14 protein-coding genes are annotated in these 17,016 nt (G+C 71.8%); 10 read left to right on the plus strand and 4 right to left on the minus strand.

The window, feature by feature from the left end:
- Positions 1 to 242: 242 nt before the first annotated feature.
- A complete protein-coding gene (locus tag ACFVV1_RS13550) occupies positions 243 to 950 on the plus strand; it encodes a tetratricopeptide repeat protein (RefSeq protein ID WP_389989583.1) in 708 nt (235 codons plus the stop codon).
- A 58-nt stretch (positions 951 to 1,008) separates the two neighbouring features.
- Here the strand turns inward: ACFVV1_RS13550 and ACFVV1_RS13555 are convergent, their stop codons facing one another.
- Positions 1,009 to 2,286, minus strand: coding sequence for a DUF1015 family protein (locus ACFVV1_RS13555; protein ID WP_389989093.1), 1,278 nt, complete (start codon positions 2,284 to 2,286; stop codon positions 1,009 to 1,011).
- A gap of 71 nt (positions 2,287 to 2,357) precedes the next feature.
- Between ACFVV1_RS13555 and ACFVV1_RS13560 the strand changes: the two genes are divergently transcribed.
- Positions 2,358 to 3,386, plus strand: coding sequence for an HAD hydrolase-like protein (locus ACFVV1_RS13560; protein WP_389989095.1), 1,029 nt, complete (start codon positions 2,358 to 2,360; stop codon positions 3,384 to 3,386).
- Between the two features lie 136 nt (positions 3,387 to 3,522).
- Positions 3,523 to 4,365: an ABC transporter ATP-binding protein gene (locus ACFVV1_RS13565; RefSeq protein ID WP_389989097.1), complete on the plus strand. Its 843-nt coding sequence runs from the start codon at positions 3,523 to 3,525 to the stop codon at positions 4,363 to 4,365.
- Between the two features lie 49 nt (positions 4,366 to 4,414).
- Here ACFVV1_RS13565 and ACFVV1_RS13570 read toward each other — a convergent pair whose 3' ends face one another.
- Positions 4,415 to 4,762 (minus strand): SCP2 sterol-binding domain-containing protein, encoded by a 348-nt coding sequence (locus ACFVV1_RS13570; RefSeq protein ID WP_389989099.1) that lies wholly within the window; start codon positions 4,760 to 4,762, stop codon positions 4,415 to 4,417.
- 43 nt (positions 4,763 to 4,805) lie between these two features.
- On the opposite strand from ACFVV1_RS13570, the gene ACFVV1_RS13575 reads away from it, so the two are divergent.
- The 6 genes from ACFVV1_RS13575 (at position 4,806) to ACFVV1_RS13600 (ending at position 11,071) form a co-directional block, all read left to right on the plus strand.
- Positions 4,806 to 5,177 (plus strand): hypothetical protein, encoded by a 372-nt coding sequence (locus ACFVV1_RS13575; protein WP_389989101.1) that lies wholly within the window; start codon positions 4,806 to 4,808, stop codon positions 5,175 to 5,177.
- Between the two features lie 7 nt (positions 5,178 to 5,184).
- The gene (locus tag ACFVV1_RS13580; protein ID WP_389989103.1) at positions 5,185 to 6,000 is read left to right on the plus strand and encodes a TlyA family RNA methyltransferase; all 816 of its coding nucleotides are present in this window, start codon (positions 5,185 to 5,187) and stop codon (positions 5,998 to 6,000) included.
- Positions 5,997 to 6,902 carry an NAD kinase gene (locus ACFVV1_RS13585; RefSeq protein WP_389989105.1) on the plus strand — a complete coding sequence of 302 codons (906 nt, stop codon included), beginning with the start codon at positions 5,997 to 5,999 and terminating at the stop codon, positions 6,900 to 6,902. Before ACFVV1_RS13580 ends, ACFVV1_RS13585 begins: the two co-directional genes overlap by 4 nt.
- A gap of 108 nt (positions 6,903 to 7,010) precedes the next feature.
- A complete protein-coding gene (recN, locus tag ACFVV1_RS13590; protein ID WP_389989107.1) occupies positions 7,011 to 8,756 on the plus strand; it encodes a DNA repair protein RecN in 1,746 nt (581 codons plus the stop codon).
- Between the two features lie 163 nt (positions 8,757 to 8,919).
- Positions 8,920 to 9,684: a hypothetical protein gene (locus ACFVV1_RS13595; RefSeq protein WP_389989109.1), complete on the plus strand. Its 765-nt coding sequence runs from the start codon at positions 8,920 to 8,922 to the stop codon at positions 9,682 to 9,684.
- Positions 9,685 to 9,973: 289 nt separating this feature from the next.
- Positions 9,974 to 11,071 (plus strand): glycosyltransferase family 4 protein, encoded by a 1,098-nt coding sequence (locus ACFVV1_RS13600; protein WP_389989111.1) that lies wholly within the window; start codon positions 9,974 to 9,976, stop codon positions 11,069 to 11,071.
- Positions 11,072 to 11,099: 28 nt separating this feature from the next.
- Here ACFVV1_RS13600 and ACFVV1_RS13605 read toward each other — a convergent pair whose 3' ends face one another.
- Complete coding sequence (locus tag ACFVV1_RS13605) at positions 11,100 to 12,725, minus strand: PucR family transcriptional regulator (protein ID WP_389989113.1); 1,626 nt, start codon at positions 12,723 to 12,725, stop codon at positions 11,100 to 11,102.
- A 331-nt stretch (positions 12,726 to 13,056) separates the two neighbouring features.
- Positions 13,057 to 14,859 carry a glycoside hydrolase family 15 protein gene (locus tag ACFVV1_RS13610; protein WP_389989585.1) on the minus strand — a complete coding sequence of 601 codons (1,803 nt, stop codon included), beginning with the start codon at positions 14,857 to 14,859 and terminating at the stop codon, positions 13,057 to 13,059.
- A 417-nt stretch (positions 14,860 to 15,276) separates the two neighbouring features.
- Here ACFVV1_RS13610 and ACFVV1_RS13615 point away from each other — a divergent pair, with 417 nt between their 5' ends.
- Complete coding sequence (locus ACFVV1_RS13615; protein WP_389989115.1) at positions 15,277 to 16,962, plus strand: CTP synthase; 1,686 nt, start codon at positions 15,277 to 15,279, stop codon at positions 16,960 to 16,962.
- The last annotated feature ends 54 nt before the right edge of the window (positions 16,963 to 17,016 follow it).

Consider the following 17,016-nt stretch of genomic DNA (forward strand, 5'->3'; position numbering starts at 1 on the left):
ACCGGCCGCGTGGGCCGCGTCGGGACGATGACAGCCGTGGTGGCGGGTTCCGTCGGGACGACCGCGACCGCGACCGTGGGCCGCGTCGCGACGACCGTGGCGACCGGGGCGGTTACCGCGGGCGCGACGACCGGGGTGGGTACGAGCGGCGGGACGACCGGGACCGTGAGCCCATCAAGCGGCTTCCGATCCCTGACGACGTCACCGGTGACGAGATCGACAAGGGTGTGCGGCAGGAGCTGATGAGCCTGCCGAAGACGCTTGCCGAGGACGTTGCCAGGAACCTCGTCATGGTGGCCCGGCTGATCGACGAGGACCCCGAGCAGGCGTACGCGTACTCGCGGATCGCCTTGCGGCTGGCCTCGCGGGTCGCTGCGGTGCGCGAGGCGGCCGGGTTTGCCGCGTACGCGACGCAGAAGTACTCGGAGGCGCTGGCGGAGTTCCGGGCGGCCAAGCGGATGACCGGTTCCGTGGAGCTGTGGCCCGTCATGGCGGACTGCGAGCGTGGACTCGGGCGGCCCGAGCGGGCGATGGCCATGGCCGGCGAGCCCGAGGTGCAGAAGCTGGACAAGGCCGGTCAGGTCGAGATGCGTCTGGTGGCTGCGGGGGCCCGCAGGGACATGGGGCAGATCGATGCCGCCATCGTCACGCTGCAGAGCTCCGAGCTCGCCTCGAACGCCGTGCACCCATGGACGCCGCGGCTGCGCTACGCGTACGCGGACGCACTGCTGGCGGCGGGGCGCGAGGACGAGGCGCGTGAGTGGTTCGGGAAGGCGCTGGAGGCCGACAAGGACGGCGCCACCGATGCCTCGGACCGGCTCGCCGAACTGGACGGTGTCGAGTTCGTCGATGCCCTCGGTGACGACGAGGACCAGGACAGCGACGAGAACGACGTCGCGGACGACGACAAGGGCGAGGCCACGGACACGGACGGCACGTCCGAGGCGTAAGGCATGAGAGAGGGCGGCACTCCGGAAGGGGTGCCGCCCTTTTTTGTTGCCGCGTGCGTCAATCGAGAGTGAGGCTTCGCAGGACCAGGCCGGTGGCCGGCTTGGGGCCGAAGGAGGTCGACTTGCGGGGCATGGTGACGCCCTGCCGGGCGAGGTCCCGGACGACCTCCTCGCGTACCGGATGCATGAGGACCGCCGTGGCGTTGTGACGTTCGGCCTGTTCGACGGCTGCCGCGGTGTCGTGGATGTACGCGATGTGTTCCGGGGCGTCGGGGATCTGCCAGACGTGGTCGAGCAGAGCCGCGTGCAGGACCGTCGCGTCGAGGGTCTGCCAGGCGGTCGGGCGGTCGGCCGGAATCGTACGGTGCAGAAGGCCGGTGTCGGGGCGGTCGACGAGATGGAAGCCGCCGTCGCCCGCGAGCAGGAACGCGTTGCCTTCGGCGGCCGCCTCGGCGAGTGCGTCCAGGGCCTCGGGGAGGGGGCCCGCGACGTCGCGGATGCGGAAGAGGCCGTTCAGCGCTGTGAGGGCGTCGGCGACCGGGAGGCGGTGCAGCAGCCGGTGGATGGCGCGGACCCGGAGCGGGTAGCGGGCCGTGTCGACGAGGAGGACCAGGCCGAAGTCCCAGGGGCCGGGAGCGGTGTGCTCCTGCTGGAGGCGGAGGTAGGTGGCCCAGCGGTGATGGCCGTCGGCGATCAGGGCCTGGTGGTGGGCGAGATCGGCTTCGATCTCGGCCCGGTCGGCCGCGTCGGTGACCGCCCAGAGCCGATGGCTGTAACCGTCCTCGGTGGTGGTGGCGAGCAGCGGTGGTCGCTCGATGGTCCGCTCGATGACGGCGGTCGCGCCCGAACCGTCGCCGTTGTTGCGGTACGTGAGCAGCAGGGGTTCGAGGTGGGCGGCCGTGGTCCGCATCAGGTCGGCCCGGTCCTCGACGACGTGCGCCATCACGTCCTCGTGCGGCAGGACGATGCCGTCGGCCGGGTCGGAGAGCGCCAGTGCGCCGACGATGCCGCGTTGCAGGATCTCGTCGTTGCGCTGTTCGTAGACGTACAGGGCGGGCTCGGGATCAGGAGCGAGTATGCCCTCGGCCAGCCAGCGGTTCAGGGTCTCGGCCGCCTGCGCGTGGCGGGCCTCGGCGGTGTCGGCCTGCGGCAGGATCAGCCGGACGATGTTGTGCGGATCCGCCGACTCCAGGTGATGCAGCCCGTCGGGGCGCACCACGACGTCGTACGGCGGCGAGGTCACCGCGGCGAGACTGCCGACGCGCTCGGGGACGTATCGCAGTCCACGGAACGGGATCAGACGCAATCCCTGGCCTGCCGGACCTGATGTGTTCATTTCTGCATGGTATGTGCGCGGCCGCGATGCGCGATGATCGGGACAGAAGCATGGAATGAGGAGCGCAAAGAATGAGTCAGGCGAGCAGGACCAGGCCGGGCGGCAGCAGCACCGCGTTGAACGAGGCGTACGACACGGCGCTGCTCGATCTCGACGGGGTGGTGTACGCGGGCGGCCACGCGATCGTCCACGCCGTCGACTCGCTGGGAGCGGCGCGGGACGGCGGGATGCACCTCGCGTATGTGACCAACAATGCGCTGCGGACCCCGGCCGCGGTGGCCGAGCATCTGACCGAACTCGGGGTTCCGGCCGAGCCCGCCGATGTGATCACCTCGGCACAGGCGGTGGCCCGGCTGATCGCCGATCAACTGCCTGCCGGAGCGCGGGTCCTGGTGGTGGGTGGCGAGGGGCTGCGCGTCGCGTTGCGGGAGCGCGGTCTGGTGCCGGTGGAATCGGCGGACGACGAGCCGGTCGCGGTGGCGCAGGGGTACGGCGGGCCCGACATGACGTGGGGGCGGTTCGCCGAGGCGGCGTACGCGATCGCGCGCGGGGTGCCGTGGTTCGCATCCAATACGGATCTGACGATTCCGAGTGCCCGGGGGATCGCGCCGGGGAACGGTGCGGCGGTGGAGGTCGTACGGATCGCGACCGGGGCCGAGCCGCAGGTCGCCGGGAAGCCATTGCCGCCGATGCACCGGGAGACGGTGCTGCGGACCGGGGCCGAACGCCCGCTGGTGGTCGGGGACCGGCTGGACACGGACATCGAGGGGGCGTTCAACGGCGGTGTGGACTCGCTGCTGGTGCTCACCGGGGTGACGGACGCGGCGCAGTTGGTGGCCGCCGAGCCGAAGCACCGGCCGACGTATGTGGACGCCGATCTGCGGGGGCTGCTGACCGGGCAGCCCGAAGTGACGCGTACGGGCGACGCATTCGGCTGTGGCGGCTGGACGGCTTCGGTGCGCGGCGACGCCCTGGTGCTGGAGGGGGACGGGGATGTGCTCGACGGGCTGCGGGCGCTCTGTGCGGCGGCATGGTCCTACGCCGGGGACGGCTCGTGCGGGCTGGACAGTGGGAAGGCGGTCGCCAGGCTGGGGCTGTAGGGCGGACGGCTCCCGGTGAATCGAACATAAAGGCGAGCATGGGAGAGGGTAGGCTAACCTAACTTCACCTCTGTGTGGTGTGCCGCCGTCCGGATGGCCCTCGCACCCGATCACCTCCGACTCCGGGAGTACGACCATGCAGCGCCTCACTGCGGACTCGGTGACCCTCGGCTACGACCAGCGGGTCATCGCGGAGAATCTCTCGGTCGAGATTCCCGACAACTCTTTCACGGTGATCGTCGGCCCCAACGCCTGTGGCAAGTCGACCCTGTTGCGCGCGCTTTCGCGGATGCTGAAGCCGACCAGCGGGCGGGTGCTCCTGGACGGGCGGACGATCCATGGGATGCCGGCGAAGAAGGTCGCCAAGACGCTGGGGCTGTTGCCGCAGTCCTCCATCGCACCGGACGGCATCACGGTGGCCGACCTCGTCGGGCGCGGCCGGTACCCGCACCAGGGGCTGCTGCGTCAGTGGTCGCCGGACGACGAGCGCATTGTCGAGGAATCGATGACGGCGACCGGAGTCGGCGTGCTTGCGGATCGCTATGTCGATGAATTGTCCGGCGGGCAGCGGCAGCGGGTCTGGATTGCCATGGCGCTCGCCCAGCAGACACCGCTGCTGCTGCTCGACGAGCCGACGACGTACCTCGACATCCAGCACCAGATCGATGTCCTCGACCTCTGTGCGGAGCTGCACGAGTCGCAGGGACGCACCCTGGTGGCCGTCCTGCACGATCTGAATCACGCCGCGCGGTACGCCACGCACCTCATCGCGATGCGGGAGGGCGAGGTGATCGCCGAGGGGGCGCCGGGCGAGGTCGTCACCGCGGAGCTGGTGGAGCGGGTCTTCGGGCTGCGCTGCCAGGTCATCGACGATCCGGAGACGGGGACGCCGTTGGTGGTGCCGGCCGCGCGCAAGCCGCGGAGCGGCAGGGTGGGCGTGCAGGGCAAGGCGTCCGCCGGGGTATCGGCCCGGGGCTGACCGCGCTGACCGCCCGGGACCGCTCTCAGGGAAACGGCCCGTCCCGCGGCTACAGCAGAGACCTGAGCCTCAGCAGATCGCGGAAGCCGGCCTCCAGCCGGACCCGGCCCGAACCCCACGCCTTGGCGAAGTTCAGCTCGCCGTTCACCATCGCCACCAGGTCGTCGCCGGTCATCGCGAGCCGGATCTCCGCCTTCTCCCGGGGCGGGCCCTCGACCGTGTCCAGGACCTGGATCCGGCCATTGGCCAGCCGGCCGGTGAAGGTGACCTCGAGATCCTTGATGTGGCAGCTCAGGGAGCGGTCGAGGGCGGCCGCGCTGCGCACGTCGCCGTCGGCCCCCGCGAGGTTGTCGGAAAGTTTGTCGAGTGCGCTGCGGCACTCCGCCATGGTCGCCATTGCGATCGACGGTACCGCAGGCCTTCGCGGTAGCGTTTCCCGCATGAGCGACTCGATGCCGGGGCCCGGGACGGCGCCCGGAACAGCGCCCGGAGCGGCCCCCGTGGATGTGGCGGAGGACCCGTCCGCGGGAACCCCGGACGGCGAGGGCGCGACTCCGGCCCCGGCCGCGGCGCCCTCTCCCGAACCCGCCGCACCCGCGCCCCTCGGCATCGGACGCACCCCCACCGGCAACGCCGGGGTCGACGCGCGGCTGGAGCGTCTCGCCGATGCGGACCACCTACCGGCGGACGGACACATCGAGGTGTACGAGGATGTACATCGTGGGCTGCGCGACGCGCTGACCGCGCTGGACGCCAGGCCCGCACCCGCACCGGTACCCGCACCGATGCCCTCGTACGACAACAGGAGCTGAACCGAACGTGGCAGGAGTGGCACGACGCCGCCTCGACGCCGAGCTGGTACGCCGTAATCTCGCCCGCTCACGCGAGCATGCGAGCCAGCTGATCGCCGCAGGGCGGGTGACCGTCGGCGGCAACACCGCGACCAAACCCGCCACCCAGGTCGAGACCAGCGCCGCTGTCGTCGTGATCAAGGACGACAGCGACCCCGAATACGTCTCGCGCGGCGGGCACAAGCTCGCCGGCGCCTTCGCCGCCTTCGTGCCCCTCGGGCTGAAGGTCGAAGGGCGGCGGGCGCTGGACGCCGGGGCGTCGACCGGCGGCTTCACCGACGTACTGCTGCGGGCCGGCGCCGGTCATGTCGTCGCCGTCGACGTCGGCTACGGGCAGCTCGCCTGGTCGCTCCAGTCCGATGCGCGCGTCACCGTGAAGGACCGCACCAACGTGCGGGAGTTGACGCTCGAAGCGATCGACGGGAAGCCGGTGGACCTGGTGGTCGGCGATCTGTCGTTCATCCCGCTTGGCCTTGTCCTGCCCGCCCTGGCGCGCTGCGCCGCCCCCGACGCGGACCTGGTCCTCATGGTCAAGCCGCAGTTCGAGGTCGGTAAGGAGCGGCTCGGCAGCGGCGGTGTGGTGCGCAGCCCCGAGTTGCGGGCAGAAGCGGTACGGGAGGTGGCGCGCCGGGCGTGGGCGCTGGGCCTCGGAGTGCGGGGGGTGACGGCGAGCCCGCTGCCGGGGCCCGCGGGAAATGTCGAGTACTTTCTCTGGCTGCGGGCCGGAGCACCTGAGCTGGATCCCGCGGATGTCGACCGTGCAGTGGCGGAGGGGCCTCGTTGACGACGAATGCGGCACGAACTGTCTTTCTTTTGGCACACACCGGCCGCCCGGCCGCGATCCGCAGCGCCGAGCTGGTCGTGCAGGGACTGCTCCGCAGCGGCCTCGGCGTCCGCGTGCTGGCCACCGAGGCGGCCGATCTGCCGCTGCCGCCGTCCGTCGAGACGGCCACGGACACCACGCCGGCAGCCGTGGACGGTTGTGAGCTGCTGGTCGTGCTCGGCGGGGACGGGACGCTGCTGCGCGGCGCCGAGCTCTCCCGGGCCTCAGGGGTGCCGATGCTCGGCGTCAACCTCGGCCGGGTCGGCTTCCTCGCCGAGGCCGAGCGCGACGACCTGGACAAGGTCGTCGACCGGGTCGTCACCCGGGCGTACCAGGTCGAGGAACGCATGACGCTCGACGTCGTCGTGCGCAGCAACGGCGACATCGTCCACACCGACTGGGCGCTCAACGAAGCGGCCGTGCAGAAGGTGTCGCCCGAGCGGATGCTGGAGGTCGTCCTGGAGATCGACGGCCGCCCGGTGACCGGTTTCGGCTGCGACGGGATCGTCTGCGCGACCCCGACCGGATCGACCGCCTACGCCTTCTCGGCGGGCGGCCCCGTCGTCTGGCCCGAGGTCGAGGCGCTGCTGATGGTGCCGATCAGCGCCCACGCGCTGTTCGCCAAGCCGCTGGTGACCTCGCCGACCTCGGTGCTCGCCGTCGAGGTCCAGCAGCACACCCCGCACGGGGTGCTCTGGTGCGACGGACGCAGGACCGTGGAGCTGCCCGCGGGCGCGCGGGTCGAGGTGCGGCGCGGTGCGGTGCCCGTACGGCTGGCAAGGCTGCACCACGCCTCGTTCACGGACCGGCTGGTCGCGAAGTTCGCACTGCCCGTCTCGGGGTGGCGGGGCGCGCCGCAATGACCGGCGGACATCTTCCCGGGGGCGGTGCACATTCCGAAGGTGCACACGGGAGAGTGAACGCTGGAGGGCGGGGTCCGTCGCACATCGGGGCCCGGACCTCGTAAGGTCATGTCCGTGTTGGAGGAGATGCGGATACGGTCGCTCGGAGTCATCGACGACGCGGTGGTCGAGCTGTCGCCCGGTTTCACCGCGGTGACGGGTGAGACCGGCGCGGGCAAGACCATGGTCGTCACCAGCCTGGGGCTGCTGCTCGGCGGGCGTGCCGATCCCGCCCTGGTACGGATCGGGGCCAAGGCCGCCGTCGTCGAGGGGCGGATCACGGTGTCCGACGGCGACGCCGTGGCCCTGCGGGCCGAGGAGGCCGGGGCCGAGTTCGACGACGGCGCGCTGCTGATCAGCCGGACCGTTTCCGCGGAGGGGCGCTCCCGGGCGCATCTCGGCGGCAGGTCCGTGCCGGTGGGAGTGCTCGCCGAGCTCGCCGACGAACTCGTCGCCGTGCACGGCCAGACCGACCAGCAGGGGCTGCTCAAGCCCGCGCGGCAGCGACAGGCACTCGACCGGTACGCGGGCGACGGTGTCGCCGTGCCGCACGCCGAGTACGCGGCGGCGTACCGGCGGCTGCGGACCGTCGCCACGGAGCTCGACGAGCTGACCACGCGCGCCCGCGAACGCGCCCAGGAGGCGGATCTGCTGCGCTTCGGGCTCAACGAGATCGCCGGGGTCGAACCACGGGCGGGTGAGGACGGCGACCTGGCCGCCGAGGCCGAGCGGCTCGGCCACGCCGAAGCGCTCGCCTCCGCGGCGTCCCTCGCGCACACCGCGCTCGCGGGCAACCCGGAGGACCCGGAGGGCGTCGACGCGACGACCGTGGTCGCGGCCGCCGGACGGTCCCTGGACGCCGTACGGGCCCACGATCCGGCGCTGGCCGCGCTCGCCGACCGGATCGGCGAGATCTCGATCCTGCTCGCCGACGTGGCGGGCGAACTGGCCGGGTACGCCGACCAGCTGGACGCCGATCCGCTGCGGCTCGCCGCGGTGGAGGAGCGGCGCGCCGCGCTCACCGGCCTCACCCGCAAGTACGGCGAGGACATCACCGCCGTGCTCGCCTGGGCCGAGGAAGGAGACGCCCGGCTCACCGCACTGGAGGGCGACGACGACCGCATCGGCGAGCTGACGGCGGATCGGGACGCGCTGCGCGCCGAACTCTCCGGCCTCGGACAGACGTTGACCGATGCGCGTACGGGTGCGGCGGAGCGCTTCGCCGAGGCGGTGACCGCGGAGCTGGCCTCCCTGGCCATGCCGCATGCCCGGGTCTCCTTCGACATCCGGCAGACCGAGGCGGCCGACGAGGCGTCCGGCATCGAGATCGGCGGGCGGAGCGTGGCTTACGGGCCGTCCGGCGCCGACGAGGTCGAGCTGCTGCTGGCCCCGCACCCCGGCGCGCAGCCGCGGCCGATCGCCAAGGGCGCGTCGGGCGGTGAGCTGTCCCGGGTGATGCTCGCCGTCGAGGTGGTCTTCGCCGGCTCCGATCCCGTACCCACGTACCTCTTCGACGAGGTCGACGCGGGGGTCGGCGGCAAGGCCGCCGTCGAGGTCGGGCGGCGGCTCGCGAAGCTCGCCAGGTCCGCGCAGGTCGTCGTCGTGACGCATCTGCCGCAGGTGGCGGCCTTCGCCGACCGGCAGCTGCTGGTCGAGAAGACGGTCGACGGGTCGGTGACCAGCAGCGGGGTCACGGTCCTGGAGGGCGAGGACCGGGTACGGGAGCTGTCCCGGATGCTCGCGGGCCAGGAGGACTCGCAGACGGCACGGGCCCATGCGGAGGAACTGCTGGCCGCGGCGCGGGCGGACGGGTAGCGGGGGCGGCGCGCACGGGTAGCGGGTTCGACGCGCACAAGTAGCGGGGGGCTGCGCGGCCGGTCGACGCGCGTCTGTGCCGAATTGCCGGGGTCCGCCCGGTGGTCTCCGTACGGGGCGGCCGCCGGGCGGAGCCTGCGGACGGGTGCGTAGCCTGGCCCGTATGGGAGCAGCATTCAGCAGGGCCGCCGTGTCCGGTGCCGTCGCAGCCGCCGTCGCGGGGGGTGTGTACCGGGCGTTGCGGACCCGGCCGCGCAGGGGCTGGCAGCGCACCAACTACGCGGGCCGCACCGTCGATCTGTACGCGGGACCGGCCGTCGCCCTCGGCGCCGCAGCCGGAACCGCCGTCCTCCCCCTCCCGGCCCGTACCAAGTACGCCGCCGCGCTCGCCGTACTCGCGGCAGGCGGCTGCGGGGCGTACGACGACCTTGTCGGTACGGACGATCCGCGCCGCGGGTTCCGCGCCCACCTGGGGGCTCTGCGGGGCGGTGAGGTGACGAGCGGCGCGGTGAAGCTGTTCGGAATCGGGGCCGCCGGGCTCGCCGCCGGTGCGCTGCTCAAGGACCGGCCCGTCGACCGGATCCTCGCCGGGGTGGTGATCGCCGCGACCGCGCACCTCGTCAATCTGACGGACGTACGGCCCGCCGCGGCCGCCGCCACCGTGCTCGCCCTCGGGGCCCCGGGCCTGTTGGGCGGCCCGCTCGCCGCCGCACCGATGGGGGCAGTGGCGGCCCTCGTAGCCGACGACCTGGGGGAGCGCACCATGATCGGGGACACCGGGGCCCACGCCCTGGGCGCCGCGGTCGGGGTCGCCATCGTCGCGGGCCGTGGCCGGGCCGGGCTCGTCGCCCATGCGGCGGGACTCGTCGCGGCGACGGTGTACGGGGACCGGGTCAGCCGGCTCGCCCAGTTGACGGCGGACCGCTGACGGGAAGTCCCGGGCGCACGACCACGGCAACATTGCGCCGCTTCATCACCCGTACGAGTGGTACGCCACGACCGGTTGCTGTTGTATGCACCGCGACAGTGGCCCGACTGTGCCGGAACGTGCGTACGGACTGGCATCCTTGGCGGTGCCATCACCCCGACTAGTGCCGTGACCGGCAAGGTTCTGCCCGGAAGGAGCGTCGTCCAGTGCGTGCGAGCGTGCGTGCTGGACGACGCGACGGGGCAAACCTTGCCGGGAGGGACACAGGGACTCCCGGGAGCCATTCAACGTGTCACAGCTGCGTACGGTCCAAGTCCTGGGCGGCGGCAGCGCGGGCAGCAGCGCCCACGTCGGCTCGCTGGCCGCGGGGCTGGTGGCGAGAGGCGTGCACGTCACCGTCTGCGCCCCGGCCGAACTGGACCACGCCTACGACTTCTCCGGTACGGGCGCCCGGTTCACCCCCGTACCGCGGCGCAGCGATCCCGCGGCCGTCGCCGCGCTGCGTACCGCCTGCCTGACGGCGGACGTGGTCCACGCGCACGGTCTGCACGCCGCCGTGCGCGCCGCTCTCGCGCTCGGCGGCCGGAGTGTCCCGCTGGTCGTCACCTGGCACGCCCGCGCGCACGCCGAAGGCGCCCGTAGCCGGCTGCTCCACCTGATGGAGCGAAGGGCCGCCCGTACGGCGGCGGTTGTGCTCGGTACGACATCGGACCTGGTCGACCGGGCGCGGCTCCGAGGCGCGCGCGATGCCCGGCTCTCGCCGGTCTCCGCCCCGGTGTCGCCCCCTGCCGCCCTCGTCCACGAAAACAAGACGCGGGCCGAACTCGGTGCGGTGGAACGTCCGTTGATCATGTCGTACGGGAGTCTCGTACCGCACCACGGGTACGACATGCTGCTCGACGCCGCACGGGTATGGCGTGAAATCGACCCCGTACCGCTGCTGATCATCGTGGGGGAGGGGCGCGAGCGGGCCGCTCTGCAGCGCCGGATCCGGAACGAGGAGCTGCCCGTACGGATCGTCGGCAGCCGCGACGACGTCGCGGAACTCCTCGCCGTCGCCGATCTGGCCGTGCTGTCCAGTCGGTGGGAGGCGCGCTCGGTGCTGGCCCAGGAGGCGCTGCGGCTCGGCGTTCCGCTGGTCGCCACCGCGGTCGGAGGGGTGCCCGAACTCGTGGGGGACGCGGCGGAGCTCGTACCGTACGGGAACGCTGAGGCGCTCGGGCGGGCGGTGGTCAGGCTGCTCGGCGATCCGGAGCGGCGTGCGGAGCTGGTGGACGCGGGGCGTGCGCAGGCCGCGAGTTGGCCGACGGAGGACGACACGATCGCTCAAGTGCTCAGCGTCTACGACGAGTTGACGCAGCCGCTGGCGGCAGCCCGGACACGGTGAACGGGCTGCTCGGCGGACCGCTCCGGCGCTACGACGTGTGGCGGCGGGCGCGCAGGGCAAGGCTCAGGGCCAGGACGGCCTGGGGGTCGTCCAGATCGGTGCCGAGGAGCTCGCCTATGCGGGCCAGCCGGTTGTACAACGTCTGGCGGTTCAGGTGCAGTTCGCGTGCCGTCTCCGCCTTGCGGCCCGCGTGGGCGAGATACGTCTCCAACGTCGGCAGCAGCGGAGGGCGCGAGGTGCGGTCGTGATCGCGCAGCGGACCGATCGCCCGGTCCACGAACGCCGCCAGATCCGGATGGTCCCGCAGCCGCCACAGAAGCAGATCGATGTCCAGGCGCCGGGCGTCGTACCAGGGCCGGTCGCCGAGACCGTGCGCGGCCGTCGCCGTCTCCGCCGCGTGCCGCAGCCCCGCTCCGGCCGCCGCCCAGCCGCCCGCCACGCCCACCACCACGACCGGCGGATGCGAGCCGGCACGCTCAAGACCGGCCCGCTCCACGCCGGCGCGCAGCGCCGCCGCGACCCGGTCCGCGACCGCCGTGCGCTCCGTCTCCGACCGCAGCCCCAGCAGCACCGGAACCCGACCCTCCACGGGCCGCACGCCGAGCAGCACCGGCACACCCACCGATGAGAGTTCCTCCAGCACCGCCCGTGCCAGCAGTGCCCAGTTCCCCGACACGGACAGCTCGGGGGCCAGCCGCATCACCACCGGCAGCAGCGGCATCTCACCCGGCTTGAAGCCCAGCACGCGGGCCTGCGCCGGCGCGTCCTCCGGCGTGATCCGGCCCTCCGCGAGATCCGTCAGGAAGTCGCCCCGGCCGCGCGCCGCGAGCTCCTCCTCCTGGCGGGCCTGCATCAGCACGACGGCGAGAATCCCGGCCGCCCGCTCCGCCGCCATCCGGTGCACCGGCACCAGCGGCCCGGACACGGCCAGCAGCACCAGCCTGGCCCGTACCGAACCCGTCCCCGGACCGCCACCCGGCACATCCACCAGCACCGAACCGGCGGGCGGCGACTCACGGGCCGCCCGGCCGCCGCGCATCCCGTCCCACACCTGGAGCGGGTCGGCGCCGACCGGGCCGGACGTGGGTCCCGCCGCGTACAGCAACTGGCCGTCCGCCGTCTCCAGGAAGACCGGATTGGCCGCGAAGTCCGCGAGGATGCCCAGCACCTGGGGCACGCCGCCGCCGCCGAGCAGCGCCTCCGTGCACCGCCGGTGCACGTCCTCGGCCTGCCGCAGCAGCGCGTAGTGACCGTTGACGATCTCGGTGTGGATCTCCTCGGTCACCGTCACGAACGGCACCTCTCGGTGCAGCTGCACCAGCGGCAGACCGGCCGCGCGGGCGGCGTCCACGATCGACGCGGGCAGCCTGCTGAACCGCGGTCCGAGCTCCACCACCAGGGCGGCGATCCCGCGGTCGGCGAGCCTGCGGACGAAGGCACGCTGCTCGGCGGGGCGCGTGCCGAGCCCCAGGCCGGTGGTGAGCAGCAACTCGCCGCCCTTGAGCAGCGAAGCGATGTTCGGGACCTCGCCCGCGTGCACCCAGCGCACCGTACGGTTCAGCCGGTCCGCGCCGGCCACCACCTCCGGCAGCCCGCTGCGCAGCCCCGGCAGCTCAAGGGCCCGCTGCACGGTGATTCCGCCCTGATTGTCCATGGGGCCGGACGCTACCCGTGCTCGCGCTCCGGAGACATCACCGGGTGGTCATGGACCGGACAGCGAGGCTTTTCTGCCCGACAACTCGGCGGGCAGCCAAGTGAATTGAACGACCCCCTGTCGATTGTGGCGTACGCCACACGGGGCCGGGCCGTGAATGGCGCAGCGAGTCCGTCTCACACGCTGCTTGATCTGGCGGCGGGTGAGCAGCTCGGGCTGCGGCCGGGACGAGGCGGCCGCCGGAAGTCCTGAATCCCATCCCCGTGTCCTGCCGGCCATGCGGTGGACATCGCCGCCGGGAAAGGACACGGGGTGGGATCCCACCCGGCGCTCAGCCGACGTACGCCCCGCTCGCCGTCAGGCGCAGTGCCGTGTCGATCAGCGGCACATGGCTGAACGCCTGGGGGAAGTTCCCCACCTGGCGCTGCAGTCGGGGATCCCACTCCTCCGCGAGCAGGCCCAGATCGTTGCGCAGGGACAGCAGCCGCTCGAAGAGCTGGCGGGCCTCGTCGACCCGGCCGATCATCGCCAGGTCGTCGGCCAGCCAGAACGAGCAGGCCAGGAACGCGCCCTCGTCGCCCTCCAGGCCGTCGACGCCGGCGTCCTCGCCCTTGGTGGGGTAGCGCAGCACGAAGCCGTCCTCCGTGGACAGCTCGCGCTGGATCGCCTCGATCGTGCCGATCACGCGCTTGTCGTCCGGCGGCAGGAATCCCATCTGGGGGATCAGCAGGAGGGCGGCGTCCAGCTCCCTCGATCCGTAGGACTGGGTGAAGGTGTTGCGTTCCTTGTCGTAGCCCCGGTCGCAGACATCGCGGTGGATGTCGTCGCGCAGCTCGCGCAGGTGCTCCAGCGGCCCTTCCGCGTCCCCGGACTCGATCAGCTTGATGGTGCGGTCGACGGCGACCCAGGCCATCACCTTCGAGTGGACGAAGTGGCGGCGCGGGCCGCGCACCTCCCAGATCCCCTCGTCCGGCTCGTCCCAGTGCTTCTCCAGGTACTCGATCAGCTTGAGCTGGAGGCCCGTCGCGTAGTCGTTGCGGGTCAGGCCGGTCATATGGGCGAGGTGGAGTGCCTCGATGACCTCGCCGTACACATCCAGCTGGAGCTGGCCCGCGGCGCCGTTGCCGACCCGGACCGGGCCGGAGTTCTCGTAACCGGGCAGCCAGTCCAGCTCGGCCTCGCCCAGTTCGCGCTCGCCCGCGATGCCGTACATGATCTGCAGGTTCTCCGGGTCGCCGGCGACCGCCCGCAGCAGCCACTCGCGCCAGGCGCGGGCCTCCTCGCGGTAGCCGGTGCGCAGCAGGGAGGAGAGGGTGATCGCGGCGTCGCGCAGCCAGGTGTAGCGGTAGTCCCAGTTCCGGGAGCCTCCGATGTCCTCGGGCAGGGAGGTGGTCGGCGCGGCGACGATACCGCCGGTCGGCGCGTACGTCAGGGCCTTGAGGGTGATCAGGGAACGGACCACGGCCTCGCGGTAGGGCCCGTGGTACGTGCACTGCTCGACCCATTCACGCCAGAAGTCCGCGGTCGCGTCCAGCGAGCCCTCCGGGTCCGGCAGGCCCGGCGGCTCGTGGTGCGAGGGCTGCCAGCTGATCGTGAACGCGATCCGGTCACCCGGCGCGACCGTGAAATCGGAGTACGTCGTCAGGTTCTCGCCGTAGGTGTCGGCGGGGGTGTCCAGCCAGACGGAGTCCGGGCCCGCGACGGCCACCGTACGGCCGTCGACCTTGTGCACCCACGGCGTCACCCGCCCGTAGCTGAACCGCATCCGCAGCTCGGAGCGCATCGGCACCCGGCCGCTGATCCCCTCCACGATCCGGATGACCTGCGGGGCACCGTCACGCGGCGGCATGAAATCGGTCACTCTGACCGTTCCGCGCGGTGTGTCCCACTCCGATTCCAGGACGAGGGAGTCCCCGCGGTAGCGGCGGCGGTCCGCGGACGGCGGCTCCGCCCCGTCCTCCCGCGCCGGTCCCAGGCGCCAGAAGCCGTGCTCCTCGGTACCCAGAAGTCCCGCGAAAATGGCATGCGAATCGAAGCGGGGAAGGCACAGCCAGTCCACTGTGCCGTCCCGGCAGACCAGGGCGGCGGTCTGCATGTCTCCGATGAGTGCGTAATCCTCGATGCGCCCGGCCACGTGCATCTCCAGTCGAACGGCCATGTCGCCCCGTAGGGCATTACTGCGGGTCAAGAGGTCGTCGCAAGGGGTTGTTGTGGGGGAACCTGCGAGCTCGGTACCTCGCCCGGAGCGAGTGTCCGAGCAGGATACGACGCACCGGATTGATCTGCGCGACTGTCTCGGTAACGCCCACCGATACGCCTGAGCCGAACGGGTGTGGTGTGAGGGACCTGTGGCAATCACGTGGGGTGATTGTGCGGGGCGTGGCCGGAAGCAGGCCCCCTTTGTCGCTGATACCCTGGTAGCCCGTGGACCGGTGGTCGTTCGCAACAGCAGACGAGGCCCCCGAACCGCAGCGACGGCACCTCCGGAATTCTCCGGACGGCAACGCCGGCACGCACCTCACGATCGCGACCACGGGAGCCCCCTTTGGCTATGCAGCCCACATCCACGACGACCAAGCACATCTTCGTCACCGGGGGTGTCGCCTCTTCCCTCGGCAAGGGTCTGACTGCGTCAAGCCTCGGTGCCCTGCTCAAGGCGCGCGGCCTCCGGGTCACCATGCAGAAGCTCGACCCGTATCTGAATGTCGACCCGGGCACGATGAACCCCTTCCAGCACGGTGAGGTGTTCGTCACCAACGACGGCGCCGAGACCGACCTGGACATCGGCCACTACGAGCGCTTCCTCGACGTCGACCTCGACGGCTCCGCCAACGTCACCACCGGCCAGGTCTACTCGCAGGTGATCGCCAAGGAGCGGCGCGGCGAGTACCTCGGTGACACCGTGCAGGTCATCCCGCACATCACCAACGAGATCAAGCACCGCATCCGCCGCATGGCGACCGACGACGTCGACGTCGTCATCACCGAGGTCGGCGGCACGGTCGGTGACATCGAGTCGCTGCCGTTCCTGGAGACCGTCCGCCAGGTCCGCCACGAGGTCGGCCGGGACAACGTCTTCGTCGTGCACATCTCGCTGCTGCCCTACATCGGCCCGTCCGGCGAGCTCAAGACCAAGCCGACCCAGCACTCCGTCGCCGCGCTGCGCAACATCGGCATCCAGCCCGACGCCATCGTGCTGCGCGCCGACCGTGACGTACCGACCGCCATCAAGCGCAAGATCTCGCTGATGTGCGACGTCGACGAGGCCGCCGTGGTGGCCTGCGTGGACGCCAAGTCGATCTACGACATCCCCAAGGTGCTGCACACCGAGGGCCTGGACGCGTACGTCGTGCGCAAGCTCGACCTGCCGTTCCGCGACGTCGACTGGACCACGTGGGACGACCTGCTGGACCGCGTCCACAACCCCGACCACGAGGTCGTCGTCGCGCTCGTCGGCAAGTACATCGACCTGCCCGACGCCTACCTCTCGGTCACCGAGGCCATCCGGGCCGGCGGCTTCGCGAACAAGGCCCGGGTCAAGGTCAAGTGGGTCGCCTCCGACGACTGCAAGACCCCGGCCGGTGCCGCGAAGCAGCTCGCCGACGTCGACGCGATCTGCGTCCCCGGCGGCTTCGGCGACCGCGGTGTCAACGGCAAGATCGGCGCCATCCAGTACGCCCGTGAGAACAAGGTGCCGCTGCTCGGCCTCTGCCTCGGCCTGCAGTGCATCGTGATCGAGGCGGCGCGCAACCTCGCCGAGATCCCCGACGCCAACTCCACCGAGTTCGACGCCGCCACCTCGCACCCCGTCATCTCGACGATGGAGGAGCAGCTGGCGTACGTCGAGGGCGCGGGCGACCTGGGCGGCACCATGCGGCTCGGCCTGTACCCGGCGAAGCTCGCCGAGGGCTCGCTGGTCCGTGAGGCGTACGACGACCAGCCGTACGTGGAGGAGCGCCACCGCCACCGCTACGAGGTCAACAACACCTACCGCGCCGAGCTGGAGAAGAAGGCCGGCCTGGTCTTCTCCGGCACCTCCCCGGACAACAAGCTCGTCGAGTACGTCGAGTACCCGCGCGAGATCCACCCCTACCTGGTCGCCACCCAGGCGCACCCGGAGCTCCGCTCCCGCCCGACCCGCCCGCACCCGCTCTTCGCGGGCCTGGTGAAGGCGGCCGTCGCGCGCAAGACGGGCGCCGGGACCGGCGCCGAACAGGGCGCCACGTCGGGCAAGTAGTCCGACGGTGCACAGGCACTAACGTTGACCGGGGTACGGATCCATCGAGGACAC

The organism is Streptomyces sp. NPDC058092, from assembly GCF_042884935.1.
Classification (GTDB): domain Bacteria; phylum Actinomycetota; class Actinomycetes; order Streptomycetales; family Streptomycetaceae; genus Streptomyces.

Coding starts and splice junctions, on each gene's coding strand:
- ACFVV1_RS13595 (WP_389989109.1), top strand. CDS start 8,920: ATGGGAGCAGCATTCAGCAGGGCCGCCGTGTCCGGTGCCGTCGCAGCC.
- ACFVV1_RS13555 (WP_389989093.1), bottom strand. CDS start 2,286: ATGAACACATCAGGTCCGGCAGGCCAGGGATTGCGTCTGATCCCGTTC.
- ACFVV1_RS13550 (WP_389989583.1), top strand. CDS start 243: ATGAGCCTGCCGAAGACGCTTGCCGAGGACGTTGCCAGGAACCTCGTC.
- recN (WP_389989107.1), top strand. CDS start 7,011: ATGTCCGTGTTGGAGGAGATGCGGATACGGTCGCTCGGAGTCATCGAC.
- ACFVV1_RS13570 (WP_389989099.1), bottom strand. CDS start 4,762: ATGGCGACCATGGCGGAGTGCCGCAGCGCACTCGACAAACTTTCCGAC.
- ACFVV1_RS13565 (WP_389989097.1), top strand. CDS start 3,523: ATGCAGCGCCTCACTGCGGACTCGGTGACCCTCGGCTACGACCAGCGG.
- ACFVV1_RS13615 (WP_389989115.1), top strand. CDS start 15,277: ATGCAGCCCACATCCACGACGACCAAGCACATCTTCGTCACCGGGGGT.
- ACFVV1_RS13605 (WP_389989113.1), bottom strand. CDS start 12,725: ATGGACAATCAGGGCGGAATCACCGTGCAGCGGGCCCTTGAGCTGCCG.
- ACFVV1_RS13575 (WP_389989101.1), top strand. CDS start 4,806: ATGAGCGACTCGATGCCGGGGCCCGGGACGGCGCCCGGAACAGCGCCC.
- ACFVV1_RS13560 (WP_389989095.1), top strand. CDS start 2,358: ATGAGTCAGGCGAGCAGGACCAGGCCGGGCGGCAGCAGCACCGCGTTG.